The following is a 16,423-nucleotide window of genomic DNA, read 5'->3' as shown; positions in this document are numbered from 1 at the left end:
ATCATTCTAAGTCCAACGGCCAACCCGCCGAAGACTCTCAGATCATCCCCTCACGCGAAAGGTGGGATCAAAACATCGCTTACCAAAATTCGAAGAAGCCTTTTCGCGGCTGCGCGCTCGTTCCGGGCCTTCTGTTTTGGCCTCGTGACATCTCTGGCGGCGGCCTGGCCGGCCGATAATCTCGTACAAAATATGTCGACGCCCCGACTTCGAAAGCTTCGGCGCGGCATTTGTCGAGCTACCGCAAAAGCACGGCGAACCAAAGCCTCGCGTCACGCCGGCGTCTCATTGAATGACGCGGACGCTCGGCGTGACGGGCACGTCGGAAATGGCCGTGTTGAGGGCGATCAATTGCGTCAGCAACCCTAAAATTCTCTTAGAATTGATCGCCGTCTCCGGGATACAATAATCCTGCCCTTTGAAGGATACCGACAAGTAGCAGTCGGCTTGCGTACCGCTGACGACTTCAAACAGCACTTCGTCCTTGAACGGGGGCTTGTCGATCGCCTCGTCGCTTTGCAACCTTATCTGGCCTTTCTCGCCACTTGCCGCGATCCGGCCAAGATATTGGAAGATGCCGAACGGCGAGCGGGGCATGACTGTCAGCTTCTCTAACTCGCCCGCTGGAGATTTGAAGCTCACGGTGCGCTCTTCAACCGAATTGATCTTCCCTCCGCATTTCGGCGTGTCGCTTGCTTCGGGGACGTTCTGCGCACGATGGAGATCATCGAAACAAAGTTGCCAAACCTCCGGCCCATCCGCCGTCGTCTTCTTGTTAGAATCGGCAACTTGCACCTTGGCGCGATGCGGTTGGGGTTCGCTCGCAAGGCCGTAGTCTATCGCAAGCTTGACATAGCGTTGGAAGGCGCCGAATTTCGGATCGAGCGGGTCGTTGCGGAACTCCGCTTTTTTTCCGGCTTTTTCGACGATAATTCTGTCGGTGAATAGATAGAATAAAAGCTCGCGGGCAATACCCTGTTCGACGAACAATTGCAGGATGCGCGGATCGACATTGCGCAACAGGCCCTCATAAAACTCCTTGGTTTCAACTGGAGTGACCTGAAAATTCGTCGACGCCAACGCATTGACGGAGTTTCCGACAAAACCATTGCCGCCGCCGACACTGCCGCCGAAAATTGTTTCCCCCTGCAACGCATGGCTAAGGCCGCTGCTGGCCGCCGCGACATGCGGCCCCAAAACCAGCGGCGGTAAGCCAAAGGTCGATTGCGCCGAGCTGATGCCGTTGATGGCGCCGACCGACACGAAACTCAATGGCTCGCCATGGCTGGCGCGCAGCACGTTGGTCAAGATCATTCTGTCGCGCGATTGCGCCGCCACTGCGCCATAGGCGCCAGAACGATCTTCAAAATGGTCGGTATAGGCGCAACTCGCCAGCAAAAACGCAAGCGCAGTTGAGAGCAAACCATGAGCGCTTCGACGCAGAACAGTCATTTTGGCGCCCCTGTGCAAAAAATGCGCGGAAATACCTTCCTCGACAATCAGATCGCTTCCGAACCGCTCGGCAAAAAAATACAGGCAACGCTCCTTCATCTCGATGCGCCTTAGATCGGCGAATCGAGTTTGAACTCATCGGTTCAAGAGATGCCGATGAAAGCCCCGCCCGTTAACGATTTAGCAACTTATCAAATTCTTAGGCCGAAGGCATAGGGGATTCAAGCTCCCGCGATAGCAATCAGGGCTTCATTGCCAGCGCGAACGTGAAGTCCGCTTCCTGCGGCGGTCGATTCATCACGGGATGCTGCTCGCCGTCGGTGAGGGCGCTCACGCGAGCCTGGAGGAAGGCGTCGAGCATCGAGGTCGTGATCGCGTCCCCGCCGAACGCCGCCGCCTTGCCCTGTTCGACGCCCTCGACCAGCGCTTTGGTGAAGGCGCCGTTCTTCCAGGCGCTGCTCTCAATCGAGGTTTCCTCGCCTTTCGAGGACGCGAAGGCGACGATGCCGCCGTTTTCGGACGACGCGATGGTATTGAGCAACACGTTCATGTCGACCGGCGTCCGTTTCGCCGCGCCGCCGGCGTAGCAGGTGTCGAGGAACCAGACGACCTTGCCGGGAACGTTCGTCAGCGCGCGGCGCACGTCGTCTTGCGAAAGGCCGCGGCTGTGCGCTTTTTCCTCGGTCGCGTCCGAGGGCAGGAACCAATAGGTCAGCTTCTCGTCGGTGAGACCGTGTCCTGCGAGGAACAGCACGCTGACGTCGTCCGGGCCATTCTCCTGTTTGGCGAGCCAGTCGAGCCCGTCGATCAGATTTTCGCGTGTGACTTGCCGGTCGACCAGCACGCGCGTCTCGACCTCGGCGTAGTAGCCGCCGTTCTGGCCTTCAATCGCGTGGGCGAAATCATGCGCATCCTTGGCGGCATAGGCGAGCGCCATGTCGGAGGCCTCGTAATCGCTGACTCCCGCGATCAGCGCGCGCAGCTTGCGCCCCTGCGGCTTGGGCGCGGCGGGCCCGGTCCATGTGAGCGTGACCCGCGCCGCCTCGCTCGCGATTTCGCCGGACCAGGCGATCAGTCCGACCTCAATATCGTGCGGCGGCATCGCGATTTTGAGCGAACCCTGAACCTCCGTATTGGCGTCGGCGAGACGCAGCGGCAGCGCAACCTCCTTCACGGGCCGGCCGTCGATCAGCACGTCGATGCGATCGACAGGTAGGCGGGACGGCGAGCGCCAAGCATAGTCGAGCGTCGCCTCCGGAGTCGCGACGCGGCCGCCGTCGGCGGGAGGGGGGAAGCGAATCAAGGGCGGCAGGCGGGCGAGCAGCGGCGTCGTATCCGTGTTCCTGTGCGCGGTGGCGTTCGCCTGGTTGACCGCGGCGTCCTCATCGAGGGTGTCGAGCACGAGCTTGACGATGTCGGGGCGGTTGAAGCGATCGCGAAAGCGCGAGGCTGGGAAGAACTGCGCCTGCTGCGCCCAGCCGCGATTGACGTGCCAGCCGATCAGATCCTCGCCGCCGGGCGACGCCATGTAATAGCCCGTGGGCGTCCAAGCGACCCAGCGGCGGTCCACAGCATTTATGAACAAAGACAATAGCTCTTGTCCGTCGGTGGAGCGATACCAGCGGATCGTGCCGTCTCCGAAAGCCGCGACCACCAGCCTGTCGTCTTTCCCGAGATTGACGCCCCAGGCTATGCCTGGGCCCCTTTTGTGCCAGCCAGCAGCGCTATTGGCGGATGTGTAATAGACTGCCCAATCTGTCCCCAACACAAAGGCTTTATTGTCCGTTCGTATGGCAAGTGAGCGCGATCCCTCATGAGGATGAAGGTCGAGCTGTCTGTCGCCGATCAGGGGCTTCAAATTGTCCTTCCAATATCGAATACGCAGTCCAGTCACCTTCGGCTCGAGGAAGGTTGCGTTTGAGTCCGGTTCGTCAATAAGCGTTCCGCCAGCCAGATCAAATAAGACCGGCCGCTCGATGCCGTTGCCCAGTCCAAATCTCACCTTCTTTGCGTCTTTCGATATTGTGAACGCAGCCCCGAGTTTATTGCGAGCATCGATGGTGACGCCCGAACGCAATGTTGTCGCGTCTCCTGAAGCCCCGAGAAAACCGAAGCTTGGAACCGCCGTCGCAAATAGGATTTTGTCTGCGCACTCGCGGAGCGACGTGATTGTTTGGCTCGAGATTGGAACGTCGGCCTCGACCTTTCGCCCGTTCGGGAGCCACGTCCTGACGCCGGACTGATTGCCGCCGATCGGCAGCACGGCGGTTCCGCCCGCCGCGAGCCGCGATCCGCCAAACGCCCACGCGACAGAACCGAGGTCATCGCCCAAGACGCTATGGGTATCGGCGCGAACAACAAGCTTCAGCGTTTTGGCGTCGACAATGTCGATCGCAACGCTCCTGTTATAACTGACCCCGAGCAGCCGACCCGACGGATCGACGGCAATTTTGAAGGGCTCCTTTCCGCTGGGCGCAGCTATCTTGACCGCGCGTTTCAGATCGGGTCCGTAACGGCGAAGGAAACCATCCATGCCGGCCGCGTAAAGCGATCCGTCGGGTCCAAAGACGACGCCAAAGCTCGGGCCATGAAAATCAGTATCGTCCATGATTTGCTGGCCGCTGGCGAGGTCCAACACACGAACGCCTTTATTGTCGTCAATCGCGACTGCGAGCCTGGCTCCATCAGGCGAGAAGGCCAGATCGTTGATGACTTCGTCGAAATCGCCGATTTTCCGGGCTGCGTCCCCGGCGGCGGCGTCAAAGAGATAGACGCCCATTTTGTCGTCGACAGCCGAATGCGCATCGTATCCTGCCGCGGCGATTTGTCGACCGTCCGGCGTTATCGCAACAGCGTAGATTTTGCCTAAATCGCCTTCGCCAATGGGCGGGCGCACCGTCCGTAACAGGCGGCCCTCCGGCAACGACCAAACTCGCACGGTTTTGTCGTCGGAACCCGTGACGGCGAGTCGGCAATTCGCGTCAACGCCAGCTCGCTTGATCGCCGCCACGTGCATTCCAGTCTCGATCCGCAGCACGGGCTCCTGGTCTGGGCATGCCTTCTTCGCCGCCGCCAGCGCCTCGCTCACCTTCCCGTCGATCGCGCCCGTGTAGCAGCCGGCGTCGGTCAGCCGCTGCTGCAATACCGTGATCTCCTCGCCACTCATGGCGGAAAGTTCGCGTGCAGACGCTGGGGAATTCGCGGTCGCCAATCCGAACCACAGCGCCGTCGCCCACCGCGCTAGCGTTGCGATCCGAAATGGCTCTGTCCTCACCGCGCGCCTCCTCCCGGCAGGTCCGCTACTCCGCAAGAATGACCGTTCCAATCACGGTATACAAGTTCGCACCCGTCACGACGTGGACTCGGCGACCGGAAACATTGACAGCGACGAGGCAATTGCCTTTGCTGAAACCTCAAAGGACCCTGCGGTAACCGCCAAAAATGCCTGTTTTGAGCGCCGTCCCGATTAGCAGTTTCGCAATTCTGTGGGCGGCTGACACGCCAGCGGAACAATCGGCCACAATCGCCGCCGCTCTGGCGTGCATTCGAGACAGCGCCGCGCAGGCCTGCGCGCGATGGCCGCATGTTTACGGCAGCCACCCGCGTCTGCGGATTCTTCGTCCCGCCGTATCCGGACAAGTGGCCGGATTGACCGAGGCGGCGCAAAAATATGATTGTGCGGTCGACACAATCGACGCCACATCGGAAATTCTTGCGCGACTTTGCGATCTCGTTGTCGTGGCGCAGCAGCAGGATCTTTCTTTCGCCGGCTTGACGCCGGCGCTGATCCTGCCGTCCGCTGCGGATGGCGATCTAGCCTTTTCGGTCGGCCGCGCCCATCCGCTGACGCCGGAGCGCCGCCATGAGAACGACATTTTGCCGTCTGCCGCGCCAGAGGCGATCGCCTCCGCCTTTGCCCCGCCGTCCGATCCGATGGAGGCGAAAAATCTCACGGAATTTTTTGGAGAGCAGGACGGGGCGCCGGTGGGTCGCCGCGCATATGATCTTCTGCTCTGGCTGATCGGTCAGCGCAAGAATCCGCTGCGCGCGCCAGATATGTCATGGGATCACGCTTTCTCCATCGCCGAGCAGGCGCGACCCAGCGCGTATGCGTCCATCGACGCGATTCACGCCGCCTACGTCCGGGCGGACGCCCTCGCGCTCGCCTATGGCGAACGTTGGCGCAGCACGTTGGTGTCGCGGTCGATGTTGCTGCTGATGATGAACGCCCTTTCCGGCCTGATCGGCGCGCTCGCGCCAGCGGCGTCGCTGGTGACGATTCCCATCCAAATTCTGGTGACGGGGGCGATCTTTTATCAAAGCCGTATCGCGCGCGGTCGTCGCTGGCGCCAAAAATGGCTCGACTACCGGCGCCTTGCCGAATCTCTTCGCGTTCAACGCTTCCTCGTCCTATGCGGGGCAGCCCCGATCCCGCCTGCCGAATTGGACTGGGTCGCCTGGATGGTCCAACGGGTCGCTCGCGCCGCTTCGCCGGCCGAGTCATTGTCCGAGTCGGCGGCGCCTGCCGTTTTGAGCTACCTGCTGAAAGTCGAAATCGCCGAGCAGGTCGCCTATCACGATTCCGCGTCGCTGCGTTTTCATCGTCTCGACCGCAGTTTTCGCCATGCGGCTCTCGCCATGCTTTTCCTCTTTGTCGCGCTTGGCGTCATTTTCGCGGCTTTGGCTTTCAGCACGCGTTTCAGCTATAAATTCGGGCTTTCCTCGGCTATCGGCTTGGCGCTGACGGCGGCGCCCACGCTTTACGCCCTGCTCAACGGCGTGCGTCGCGATCTCGACGTGGTGCGGCAAGCGGAGCGTTCGGATTTTCTCGCTGCAAGGTTGAAAAGTCTCGCCAAGGCGATCGCCGAAACGCCTCCGACCGCAGCGACTGCGCAAGCCGCCGCTGTCAGGGCGGCGCATATCATGCGCGACGATGTCGCCCGTTGGCGTAATGTCGTTGAAGTTCTGTAACAACAGCAGAATCGACAAGCCATGCCGGAAACGCTGAATTCAGACAAAGCTCCTCTGGCGCGCGACCGGCATCTGTTTGCACCGGGCCGCAAAGCTATCTTGTCGATTGACGGCGGCGGCATACGCGGCCTTGTCGCCCTTGGTTTCCTCACGCGTCTCGAGAGCCTGCTGACCGACCGCGCCGGCGCGAAGGTGCGGCTGTGCGATCGTTTCGATCTCATCGGAGGCACATCCACGGGCGCAATCGTCGCCACCGCCCTGGCGCTCGGAATCCCCGCCGCCGAAATCCGCGAATTCTACCTGCGGATGGGACCGCGCGTCTTTCGCCGGCCATGGCTGCGCATGCCTGGGTGGCAGGCAAAATTCGACGCACAGGCGTTGCGCGATGAAATTTTTGCGGTCTTCGACCGTCGTACGCTGGACTCGCCAGATCTGCAAACCGGACTTGGCGTGATGCTCAAGAGGATCGATAAGGGCGGCGCGTGGATTTTGACCAATAATCCAAAGAGCCAATTTTGGGAGACGCCGGAGGACGGCTCTTTCATTGGCAACCGCCATTATTCACTCGCCAACGTGGTGCGCGCCTCTACCGCCGCGCCGCATTATTTCGATCCGCAGGAAATCTCGATCGTCGAAGGCGCGCCGCCGGCGGTTTTCGTGGACGGCGGGCTGACGCCGCATAACGATCCGGCCTTGGCGTTGTTGCTGACCACAATCCTTCCGGGCCACCGCATCAACTGGCCATTGGGGGTCGATCGGCTGACCGTGGTTTCGATCGGCACCGGCTCGTTTCGCCCGATCGTCACAAAGAAAAATTGGCGGCGCGCTGGATCGATCGGCATCGCCTTGCGCTCGCTGATGCAGCAGATCGCCGAAAATCAAGCATTGACGCTGACATTGATGTCCTGGCTTGGCAAGGGCGGTTCACCCTGGCCGATCAATTCGGAGATCGGCGACCTTGCAGATTGCGAGCCGCCCTTCGGTTCGCTGTTTCGCTATTTCCGTTACGATGTGAGACTCGAGGCGGATTGGTTGAAAGAAAAACTCGGCGTAACGCTCGCCCCGGCGGAATTGGCGCAGTTGCGGCGCTTCGACGATCCTGGCGGCATGGAGCGCCTAGACGAAATCGGCCAAAAGGCTGCGGAGCGGCAGGTGCTTCTCGCCGATTTGGCTGGCTGCTCGTTACTTGGCGACGAATCCAGCGCTTTGGCGCCAGATGACAAGAAAATCGAAAAGTGAGGAGGATTTCGCGAGGTGCGCCATCCTCATCGGACCCTGGCGGCCATTTCGATCCGTGAGGGCAAAACCGAACGTTCGATCCGCATGACGCTGTCTCTTGCTTTTGTCGCGCCGCCCATTGTCGAGGCTGCGATCGAGGGGCGATTGCCCCGTGGTTTCGGCGTCAAGCGCCTGATGGACCTGCCGATGGTGAGGTCCGAGCAATGAACCGTTCTCGGGTTGGCGCCGCCGGCACAAACACGCCGGCTACCTGCGCCTTCCGCGCGCCGGTCAAAAAAATGACCATCGTTCAATAACGCGAATCTTTGCTGATGCGGTCATGCGGTATTGATTGGGCTGTTCTGTGGAGGAGGCCTCCCGCCTGTCGGGAAGCGAAATTTTGTACGTGGAGACTTTCGGTCTCCTTGGACCGTCCAATGCGCGTCAGCCTGCGACCCCCTACACAGACCGTGCTGAGGTCCGGTAACTCACGGGAATGTCGAGAGATTCGCACTAGCGGCGAATCAACGCGGCTGTGCGGGACTGAATGGTGGGCGATGCAGGGATCGAACCTGCGACCCCTCCCGTGTGAAGGGAGTGCTCTCCCGCTGAGCTAATCGCCCTTAAAGACCGGGACTTTCGTTTACGGCAGGGGCGCGCGGCAAGTCAAGGCGGCGCGGCGCTTTCGGACGTAGGGACAAATTCACAGCGCGAGCGCGTTGGCGCGGTTGTCGCCGATGGCGGCGACCGCCGCCCATAATTGATCGAAATGGGAAATGACGCGGTCGGGATGCAGTTCCGCGACAGGAACGTCGGTATAGCCAAAATCGACGGCGATGACCGGCACGCCAGCGGCGCGGGCGGTGTCGATGTCGGTGCGCGAATCGCCCACCATGATCGCATGCGCCCGGTCGCCGCCGACCCGGGCGATGGTCTCGATCAGCGGCGTCGGGTCGGGCTTGGCGACGCCATAGGTGTCCTGGCCGCAAACAAACTGGAAACGATCGGCGATCCCCAGCGCGCGCAACAGAAGATGGGAGGAATGCTCGAGCTTGTTGGTGCAAACGGCGAGCGCGTAGCCCGCCTCGGCCGCGCGGTCGAGCGCGGCTTCGACGCCGGGGAAAAGCCAACTGTCATCGGCGATATGCGCGTTATAATGGTCGAGGAAATCACCGAACAATTGCTGCAGTTTTTCGGGCGCCAGCGAACGGCCAGCGTGTGCGAAACCGCGCGCGATCAGCGCCCGCGCGCCGGCCCCTAGCAGATGGCGCGCGCTGGCGAGCGGCACGGGCGCGAGGCCTTCGTGCGCCAAAATGACGTTGAGCGTGCCAATCAGGTCGCCCGCCGTTTCCGCCAGGGTGCCGTCGAGATCGAAGACGAGAACGGGCGCTGCTTTGATCATGGGCGCAGTCGATAAGGGATGCCGGCGCGAGGTTCAAGCGCGGCGATTTGGGAAAGCAGATTTCCGGCCGCGCCGCGCGCCCGATTCCGGTCGCGGAAACATTTCGCATCGTCCTTGTCAGGATAGAATGCCGCCACATGATTCGCATAACGATGCGAACCGAAAAATCTTCAGCGAGGCCAAAATGCGCGTACGGAATCCGATACTGGCGGCGACGATCCTGATGGCGGCAGGTTTTCCGGCGCCCGCCAGCGCCTCGAACTATGAATTTCTCGCCGCCCCGCAGATCAATCTCAGTCTGGTATACCGGCTGGACAAACTGACCGGCGAAGTCATCGCCTGCCAATACGGGCATAATCCTGGCAAGACCGATATCGAGCCCGGCGCTTTCGGCATCACCGTCTGCTACCGCGCCGGCGAAGGCGCGACCAAACTGGATCCTGGCGAATATGGCCTGATCGCCACCCGCCATGAGCAGGAAGGCGGCGTCTTCCGGGTCGACTACCGGACCGGCTCGCTGAGCATCTGCTATCTGTATTTCCAGAAGGAAAAGCAGGGCGATCGCGAAATCATCGCCGATCAATATGTGGTCTGCACGCCGCCGGTGAAGTAGGCGCCTTTTGGCTGGATGAGCGGCGCCGCGCGATCCTCTCGACCGGAGCCGCGCACCCCGAAAGCCGTCAGCTTTTCAGGGCTTTTTGCCGGCGCCAAACAGAAACGGCGCGACATCGGAAACGCCGGGTGGTTTTTGCGCGCCGAACGGGGCGGGCCGGCAGACGGCTAGCGCCGAGAGCCCAACGCGCGCCGTCAGCAGGCCATTCAGCACGCCCTCGCCGAGCCGCGCCGAAATCTTCGAGGCGATGCCATGGCCGACCACCTGCTGCACCAGGCTGTCGCCGACCGCCATGCCCCCGGTGATCGCGATATGGGCGCCGACTGATCGCGCCAGTTTGAAGAAGCCGAGCAGCCCCGGCCGGCCGCCATAGATTTCGGCGATGCGCCGGATCAGAAAGACGATCTGCGCGATGACGAAAATCACGTCGAGCACGGCGCGCGGGCTGATCGCCGTCACCATCGAGACGCGCTTGGCGGCGGCGGCGATCTCCCCTTGCGCCCTGGCGTCGAGCGGGCGCAATAAGGCGCGCTCGGCGATATCGATGAGATCGCGCCCGTCGATGATCGCGCGCACGGCTTCCGCCGTCTCCGCCCGCCCGGCCGCCGTCTCCGGTCGACGCTCATAGAGCGCGATAAGGCGGGCGATCAGCGGGCGCGCGGCGTCGCCGTCGTCGTTCGCCCTGGCTTGCGCGAGCTCGGCGTGCAGACGCGCGATGCGGCTCTGGCGCAGGATGGCCGCGACCTCGCGCGCAGCGATTGCGGCGAGCGCGATGGCCGCGAGCGCGCCAAGACCGGCGGCGATCCATCCCAAAGCCTGCGCTTTAGCGAAGAGGGTTTCGACGAGTTCTGTGAACCACAGTCCGAGGCCCAGCGAGACGAGGCCGCCGAGGCCAGACCAGAACAAGGCGCCAAGGCTCGGACGCCAGCGCGCGAGCATGCCTTTTTGCTGGGCGATCTCGATCTCGCGTTCGCCTTCGTCGAGCGTGACTTCGTGCGTGAGCGCGGGGATCGGTTCGCTTTGCGACTCGATGACGACCTCAACATCGTCCAGCCGGAACGCGCGGGGGCGGGGGCGCGGTTCGTTCATGCCAATTTGTCCCCGATCAGGAACTGCAGCGCGCGGTCCAGCCTGATATGCGGCGGGCAGGCGCCTAGCGCAGTCAGCGGTGGGCGAAAGCGTAGGAAACGCCAGTCGTTTTCCGATTCCGGCAACGCGATCGCATCTCCTGCAAAGACCGCCTTGGGGTCAGCGGGCAACTCGCCGGGAAACACCGCCGCTTCGGCCTTGCCGTCGAAAATCTGGCCGTCGAGCCGCTCGCCCGCCTCCGGCACGCCGATGATGGCGTCCATCGTCCGGCCGTCGTGGCGAACCTGCGCTTCCCGTGTCGCTCTGATGGCGGCAAGCGCGATCACGTCGATGGATGCGCCGACCCCCTCCGCGCGTTGGATCGCGCGCGCGGTTAGCAAACGCAAGATATCTTCCAGGCGATCGTGGCTCGCATGGTGCAGATGGTCGGCCTTGGTCGCCGCAAAAAGGATGCGGTCGATGCGCGGACGGAACAGGGTCGAGAGTAGCGACGAGCGGCCGGCGCGAAAGGCCTGCAGAACCTCGGCCAGCGCGTTTTCGAGATCGCGCAGGGCCGCCGGCCCGGAATTCAACGCCGCGAGCGCATCGACGAGGACGATCTGCCGGTCGAGCCGCGAGAAATGGTCGCGAAAGAACGGGCGCACGATATGCGTCTTATAGGCCTCGTAGCGCCGCTCCATCATCGCCGCGAGCGAGGCAGGACCGATGTCGGCGCCTTCTGGAACGGGCAGCGGCGCGAAGGTTAGGGCTGGGGAGCCTTCGAGATCGCCGGGCATCAGAAAGCGCCCGGGCGGCAGGGTGGAGAGCGCGTAGACGTCCTCGCGGGATTTGCGCAGATAGGCGGTAAAGAGTTCGGCGCTCTTTCTCGCCATCTCCTCCTGGGCGGGCGCGGTTGGATCGAGGCCGGCGAGATAGCCGCGCCAATCCTGGGCCAGCGCCGCGCGCGCCGCCGTTGCGCTCGCATCCAGCGTTTCGCGCGACCATTGCGCATAGTTCTTGCCCAGCAACGGCAGGTCGAGCAGCCATTCGCCGGGGTAGTCGACAATGTCCAGCGTCAGGGTGGAGGCTCTGGCGCCCCAGCCTTTCGCGCGCTCGAACTCTATGGTGAGCCGCAATTGCGAAATGCGCCGCGTCGACTGCGGCCAGCGCCGCTCCTCGCTGGTCAGCGCCGCCCGATGGTCCTCATAGGCGAAGCGCGGCACCGCGTCATCGGGCTGCGGCTCCAGCGTGGCGCGCGCGATGCGCCCTTCGGCCGAAGCGCCTAACACCGGCAGGCGCGCGCGTCCGATGAGATTGTTGACCAACGCGGTGATAAAGACAGTCTTGCCCGCGCGCGACAGACCGGTGACGCCCAACCGCAATCCGCCGCCGCCCAGATATTCGGCGAGGCTGCGCGCGGCGATGCCGGCTTCGAAGACAAGATCGTTGAAAAGGGACAAGCAGGAGGCGCCGGGTGAAGCAATCGCCCTATTTAGGGTGATTGGGCGGGTTTTCCCAGCGGGAAGGTTCGGGCCGCTCTCCTCTAACCGCTCGATTGGGGATTGCCGCCGCCGTCTTCAATCGTCCCTGCCGCCGAGGCTTGCGGGGGTCGCAAAGTCGACAAGATGGCCCATGCCCTCATCGACCGCCGCCCAATGATCGGCGTCGAAATCCACGATCGCCAATGCCGAAGTCGGGAATTTGATCGCCATCCGCGCCATCGCGGTTTTCTCGCCCGTTCCGGCCAACCGATCGGCCATTTCGGCCATCGTCGGATTGTGGCCAACGAGAAGAAGCGTTCCGGCCTTGTCGGGACTATGGCGCAAGACATCCAGGAATGTGGCGTTGGCGGCGTTGTAGAGGCTGGGTTCCGCGGAGGCCTTTATGCCCGGTCGCAGCTTGCCAAGGACGATGGCGAGCGTTTCCTTGGTGCGCCGGGCGCCCGAATGCACAGCCAGGTCCGGCGCGAGCCTTTCGCTCGCGATATACAAACCAAGCCGCGCGGCGTCGCTCCTGCCGCGCTCCGTCAGAGCGCGCTCATGATCGCCGCTTCCCTGGAAAGGGACGGCCTTGGAATGGCGCAGGAGCAGAAGGCGAAGCATGGCGTCACGATAGCAAGACGGCGGCGCGTTTGCACCCCTCAAGCGCGCTTTACCGTTCACGGCGATTGAGGAAAGCGAGCCGCTCGAACAAATGCACATCCTGTTCGTTCTTCAGCAGCGCGCCATGCAATGGCGGGATCAGTTTCTTGGGATCGCGCTCGCGCAGCATTTCGGGCGAAATATCCTCGTTGAGCAGCAGTTTCAGCCAATCGAGAAGCTCCGATGTCGAAGGCTTTTTCTTGAGGCCAGGCGCCTCGCGCAGGTCAAAAAAGATGCGCAGGGCTTCTTCGACGAGACGCTTCTTGATGCCGGGATAATGGGCCTCGACGATCGCCCGCATCGTCTCGGGATCGGGGAAGCGGATGTAATGAAAGAAGCAGCGCCGGAGAAAAGCGTCCGGCAATTCCTTTTCATTGTTCGAGGTGATGACGACGATCGGGCGGCGGACCGCGCGGACCGTCTCGCCGGTCTCATAGACGAAGAATTCCATCCGATCGAGTTCAAGCAGCAGATCGTTGGGAAATTCGATGTCCGCCTTGTCGATTTCGTCGATCAGCAAAACCGGGCGCTCGGGCGCCGCGAACGCCTCCCAGAGCTTGCCGCGCTTGATATAGTGGCGGATGTCGGAGACGCGGGCATCGCCCAATTGCGAATCGCGCAGGCGCGACACCGCGTCATATTCGTAGAGGCCTTGCTGCGCCTTGGTCGTCGATTTGACATGCCAGGAAAGCAGCGGCGCGCCGAGCGCGCCCGCGATCTCTTCGGCGAGCAGCGTCTTGCCGGTGCCGGGCTCGCCCTTGATGAGCAGCGGCCGCTCCAGAACGATGGCGGCGTTGACTGCGATTCTCAGATCCTCGGTGGCGATATAGGTCTGGGTGCCCTCAAAAAGCATGGATAACCTCGCGGCGTGGAACGGCACGCTTATCAGCGCGGAGGACGCGGCGCAAAGCCTGGCGGGGCCGCTCGCCATCCGCGCGCCGCGGCGCTCCTCTCAGCTCATCGCGCCCTTCACTGCCTCAACCAGTTGCTTGAGCGTGAACGGCTTGGGCAGGAACAGAAATTCCTCCCCCTCGGGAAGGTTCTTGGCGAAGGCGTCGTCGGCATAGCCGGAGACGAAGATGATCTTGGCGGTCAGTCCTCTTCGGCGCAATTCGGTGAGCATGCTGGGGCCGTCCATTTCCGGCATGATGACGTCGGAAACGATGAGATCGATAGCGCCGCCCGCATTGGCGACGACCTTGAGCGCATCCGCGCCCGAATCCGCCTCCAATACGGTATAGCCGCGCGAGGCCAGCGCGCGTGAGGCGAAGGCGCGCACGGCCTCCTCGTCCTCCACGAGCAGAATCGCGCCGCGCCCGGTAAGATCGGCGGCTGGCTTGGCGATTTCCTTCTTGGGCGGTTCGTCAGCGACAGTTGGGAAGTGACGCGGCAAAAAGATACGGAATGTCGCGCCGCGGCCCGGCTCGCTTTCGCAGAAAACATAGCCGTGCTCCTGCTTCACAATGCCATAGACCATCGAAAGGCCAAGGCCAGTGCCCTTGCCGACTTCCTTGGTGGTGAAGAACGGTTCAAATATTTTGTCGCGCACATCGGCCGGTATGCCATGGCCATTGTCCTCGACCTCGATCAGGACATATTCGGCCGGAACCAGCGATTTCTCCTGAAACGTCGCGCAGTCGGCGGGCGTGACGTTGCGCGTGCGCAAATAGATGCGGCCTCCCTCGGCCATCGCATCGCGCGCGTTGACGACCAGATTGACGATGACTTGCTCGAATTGATTGAGGTCGGCCTTGACCAGCCAGAGATCGCGGCCATGCTTGATGTCGAGATCGATCGTCTCGCCCACCAGACGACGCAGTAGCATCTGCAGTTCCGACAAAACGTCGCTTAATTGCAGAGTCTGCGGGCGAAGCGTCTGACGGCGTGAAAAGGCCAAGAGCTGACGCACCAGACCGGCCGCCCGGTTGGCGTTTTGCTTGATCTGCATGATGTCCTGGAAGGAGGGATCTGTCGGCCGATGGTTGGCCAGCAGCAGGTCGGAATAACCGATGATGGCGGTCAAGACGTTGTTGAAGTCATGCGCGATGCCGCCGGCCAATTGTCCGATCGCCTGCATTTTCTGACTCTGCGCGAAATTCTCCTGAAGCATGCGCTGTTCGGTGGTGTCGAGCGCGAAAACAGTCGCGCTAGCGCCTTCATCGCCGCTGGGATCGGCTGCGGAAACAAAGAAGCGCGCCGAGCGTTCGCCGGCGCCATACAGCCCCGCGTTGATCGGGTTGATGTCGCCTTTGCCTTCGCCGGCCGCCGCGATCGCCTCGCGCAATTCCGCCCGATCGCGCTCGATGATTCCGCGATAGATTGTCGGGCCGCCTTCACCCGCGACGGTTCGCAAAGCTGACGGCGCGAGCCGCGCGAATGCCGCGTTCGATCGCAAAATGACGCCATCGGCGTCGACCGAGGCGATGGCCATCGGCGTCGAGTTGAAGAAGCGCGCGAAACGCACTTCAGCGGCGCGCAAGTCTTCGGCCTTTTCCTCGCCGGGCGCGCGATTGATGACAAGCGTGCGCGAAGGGCCGGGCGAACCGTCGCTCGAATAAGCGACGCGGTGCAGAATGCGCACCGGCAGGAAGCGCCCGGTGCGGCGTTTGAGGTCGACATCGAATTGTTCGGTCTTTACTTCGCCTGGCCGTCCGGACACGACATCGATAAGCGCGACGCCGTCGGCCGCGACAATATCGGAAAGTTTGAGGCCGCCCGAGCCGAACTGCGCCAGATCATAGTCAAGCCAGCCGGCGAGGGTCGCGTTCAAATAAGATATCGCGCCGCCGGGTTCGACGGAGAAGAAGCCGGCCGGCGCATGATCGAGATAGTCGATCGCGTGCTGAAGCTCCTGAAAGACGTTCTCATGACGCTCTCGTTCGCGCGTGATGTCCGAAACGGTCCATAGCGTCGAGCGGCTCCGACCCAGATTCTCCAAAGGGCGCACGCGAATGCGATACCAGGCGACTGCGGCCTCGCCGGTGAGAGGCGGCGACATCCGCAATTCCTCGGCGCCGCGCTTGCCTTCGCGCGCCGCTTGCGCGAGCCGATAGATCGCTTCGGAGACTTCAGGAGCGCCGGAAAAGAGACGCTCGACCACGCGCAGATCCGCTGCGCCATGGGCGCCCGAAAACGTCATGTAGGCTTCGTTAGCGTAGACGATGCGCGATTCCGCGTCCATGACGATGAGGCCATCGGAATTGGTGTCCGCGATGGCCTTTGTCGTATCGTTGCGGGCGGTCTGTCCGGCAAATTGCAAAATGCCGAACGTATAGAGAAGTGTTGAGAAAATTCCCAACATGGCCAGAGCCGTGATCATCCAGAACAGAAGCTTGGCGCCTTGCCCGCTTGGCAGAAAATAAAACAAGCCGACGGCGCCGAGCAGACAAACCATCAGCAGCACAAGCAAGCCGGGGTTGGCGCCCCGATCGGTGCGGTCAATGGCGGCGGACGTCGTCAACGGGCTCATCGGTAGACTTTCCTCGGCCAATTTATAACGCACTCTCTCTCGCTCTCGACGCGGCGTTATTCGCCGAACGGGCCGATTCGACAAGAATG

General features: G+C 62.2%; 13 protein-coding genes and 1 tRNA gene. 5 read left to right on the top strand and 9 right to left on the bottom strand.

What is annotated here, in order from left to right; genetic code table 11:
* Positions 1 to 285: 285 nt before the first annotated feature.
* On the bottom strand, positions 286 to 1,308 hold the full coding sequence (locus tag GSQ90_RS31925; RefSeq protein WP_158819010.1) for a hypothetical protein: 1,023 nt from the start codon (positions 1,306 to 1,308) through the stop codon (positions 286 to 288).
* Between the two features lie 117 nt (positions 1,309 to 1,425).
* On the opposite strand from GSQ90_RS31925, the gene GSQ90_RS32245 reads away from it, so the two are divergent.
* On the top strand, positions 1,426 to 1,566 hold the full coding sequence (locus tag GSQ90_RS32245) for a hypothetical protein (RefSeq protein ID WP_210255035.1): 141 nt from the start codon (positions 1,426 to 1,428) through the stop codon (positions 1,564 to 1,566).
* A gap of 127 nt (positions 1,567 to 1,693) precedes the next feature.
* On the opposite strand, the gene GSQ90_RS31920 is transcribed toward GSQ90_RS32245, so the two are convergent.
* On the bottom strand, positions 1,694 to 4,618 hold the full coding sequence (locus tag GSQ90_RS31920) for a caspase family protein (protein WP_158819009.1): 2,925 nt from the start codon (positions 4,616 to 4,618) through the stop codon (positions 1,694 to 1,696).
* 275 nt (positions 4,619 to 4,893) lie between these two features.
* Here GSQ90_RS31920 and GSQ90_RS31915 point away from each other — a divergent pair, with 275 nt between their 5' ends.
* From GSQ90_RS31915 to GSQ90_RS31905, 3 genes are read left to right on the top strand one after another with little or no spacing between them, the layout of a single operon-like run.
* On the top strand, positions 4,894 to 6,423 hold the full coding sequence (locus tag GSQ90_RS31915) for a hypothetical protein (RefSeq protein WP_158819008.1): 1,530 nt from the start codon (positions 4,894 to 4,896) through the stop codon (positions 6,421 to 6,423).
* 21 nt (positions 6,424 to 6,444) lie between these two features.
* Positions 6,445 to 7,662 (top strand): patatin-like phospholipase family protein, encoded by a 1,218-nt coding sequence (locus tag GSQ90_RS31910; RefSeq protein ID WP_158819007.1) that lies wholly within the window; start codon positions 6,445 to 6,447, stop codon positions 7,660 to 7,662.
* Positions 7,663 to 7,677: 15 nt separating this feature from the next.
* Complete coding sequence (locus tag GSQ90_RS31905; protein WP_158819006.1) at positions 7,678 to 7,869, top strand: hypothetical protein; 192 nt, start codon at positions 7,678 to 7,680, stop codon at positions 7,867 to 7,869.
* A 320-nt stretch (positions 7,870 to 8,189) separates the two neighbouring features.
* On the opposite strand, the gene GSQ90_RS31900 is transcribed toward GSQ90_RS31905, so the two are convergent.
* Positions 8,190 to 8,264, bottom strand: a tRNA-Val gene (locus GSQ90_RS31900).
* A gap of 80 nt (positions 8,265 to 8,344) precedes the next feature.
* The gene (locus GSQ90_RS31895; protein WP_158819005.1) at positions 8,345 to 9,043 is read right to left on the bottom strand and encodes an HAD-IA family hydrolase; all 699 of its coding nucleotides are present in this window, start codon (positions 9,041 to 9,043) and stop codon (positions 8,345 to 8,347) included.
* A gap of 184 nt (positions 9,044 to 9,227) precedes the next feature.
* On the opposite strand from GSQ90_RS31895, the gene GSQ90_RS31890 reads away from it, so the two are divergent.
* Positions 9,228 to 9,656: a hypothetical protein gene (locus GSQ90_RS31890; RefSeq protein ID WP_246731867.1), complete on the top strand. Its 429-nt coding sequence runs from the start codon at positions 9,228 to 9,230 to the stop codon at positions 9,654 to 9,656.
* A 75-nt stretch (positions 9,657 to 9,731) separates the two neighbouring features.
* On the opposite strand, the gene GSQ90_RS31885 is transcribed toward GSQ90_RS31890, so the two are convergent.
* From GSQ90_RS31885 to cckA, 5 genes are all read right to left on the bottom strand, one after another.
* Positions 9,732 to 10,745, bottom strand: a complete 1,014-nt coding sequence (locus GSQ90_RS31885) for a YcjF family protein (RefSeq protein ID WP_158819004.1) — start codon at positions 10,743 to 10,745, stop codon at positions 9,732 to 9,734.
* Entirely contained in the window at positions 10,742 to 12,184 is a 1,443-nt protein-coding gene (locus GSQ90_RS31880) for a YcjX family protein (RefSeq protein WP_158819003.1), read from the bottom strand. The genes GSQ90_RS31885 and GSQ90_RS31880 overlap by 4 nt, the downstream gene beginning before the upstream one ends.
* 117 nt (positions 12,185 to 12,301) lie before the next feature.
* Positions 12,302 to 12,826, bottom strand: coding sequence for a histidine phosphatase family protein (locus GSQ90_RS31875; protein WP_158819002.1), 525 nt, complete (start codon positions 12,824 to 12,826; stop codon positions 12,302 to 12,304).
* A gap of 49 nt (positions 12,827 to 12,875) precedes the next feature.
* Positions 12,876 to 13,718, bottom strand: a complete 843-nt coding sequence (locus GSQ90_RS31870) for a MoxR family ATPase (RefSeq protein WP_158819001.1) — start codon at positions 13,716 to 13,718, stop codon at positions 12,876 to 12,878.
* 99 nt (positions 13,719 to 13,817) lie between these two features.
* Positions 13,818 to 16,334: a cell cycle histidine kinase CckA gene (gene cckA / locus GSQ90_RS31865; protein ID WP_158819000.1), complete on the bottom strand. Its 2,517-nt coding sequence runs from the start codon at positions 16,332 to 16,334 to the stop codon at positions 13,818 to 13,820.
* Positions 16,335 to 16,423 lie beyond the last annotated feature (89 nt).

This window comes from Methylocapsa sp. S129 (assembly GCF_009765995.1).
In the GTDB taxonomy this organism is placed as follows: domain Bacteria; phylum Pseudomonadota; class Alphaproteobacteria; order Rhizobiales; family Beijerinckiaceae; genus Roseiarcus.
Note: the sequence above shows the minus strand (reverse complement) of the source record. Positions and strands in the feature narration are given on the sequence as shown.

Coding starts and splice junctions, on each gene's coding strand:
- GSQ90_RS32245 (WP_210255035.1), top strand. CDS start 1,426: ATGAGCGCTTCGACGCAGAACAGTCATTTTGGCGCCCCTGTGCAAAAA.
- GSQ90_RS31920 (WP_158819009.1), bottom strand. CDS start 4,618: ATGAGTGGCGAGGAGATCACGGTATTGCAGCAGCGGCTGACCGACGCC.
- GSQ90_RS31915 (WP_158819008.1), top strand. CDS start 4,894: ATGCCTGTTTTGAGCGCCGTCCCGATTAGCAGTTTCGCAATTCTGTGG.
- GSQ90_RS31910 (WP_158819007.1), top strand. CDS start 6,445: ATGCCGGAAACGCTGAATTCAGACAAAGCTCCTCTGGCGCGCGACCGG.
- GSQ90_RS31895 (WP_158819005.1), bottom strand. CDS start 9,043: ATGATCAAAGCAGCGCCCGTTCTCGTCTTCGATCTCGACGGCACCCTG.
- GSQ90_RS31890 (WP_246731867.1), top strand. CDS start 9,228: ATGCGCGTACGGAATCCGATACTGGCGGCGACGATCCTGATGGCGGCA.
- GSQ90_RS31885 (WP_158819004.1), bottom strand. CDS start 10,745: ATGAACGAACCGCGCCCCCGCCCCCGCGCGTTCCGGCTGGACGATGTT.
- GSQ90_RS31875 (WP_158819002.1), bottom strand. CDS start 12,826: ATGCTTCGCCTTCTGCTCCTGCGCCATTCCAAGGCCGTCCCTTTCCAG.
- GSQ90_RS31870 (WP_158819001.1), bottom strand. CDS start 13,718: ATGCTTTTTGAGGGCACCCAGACCTATATCGCCACCGAGGATCTGAGA.
- cckA (WP_158819000.1), bottom strand. CDS start 16,334: ATGAGCCCGTTGACGACGTCCGCCGCCATTGACCGCACCGATCGGGGC.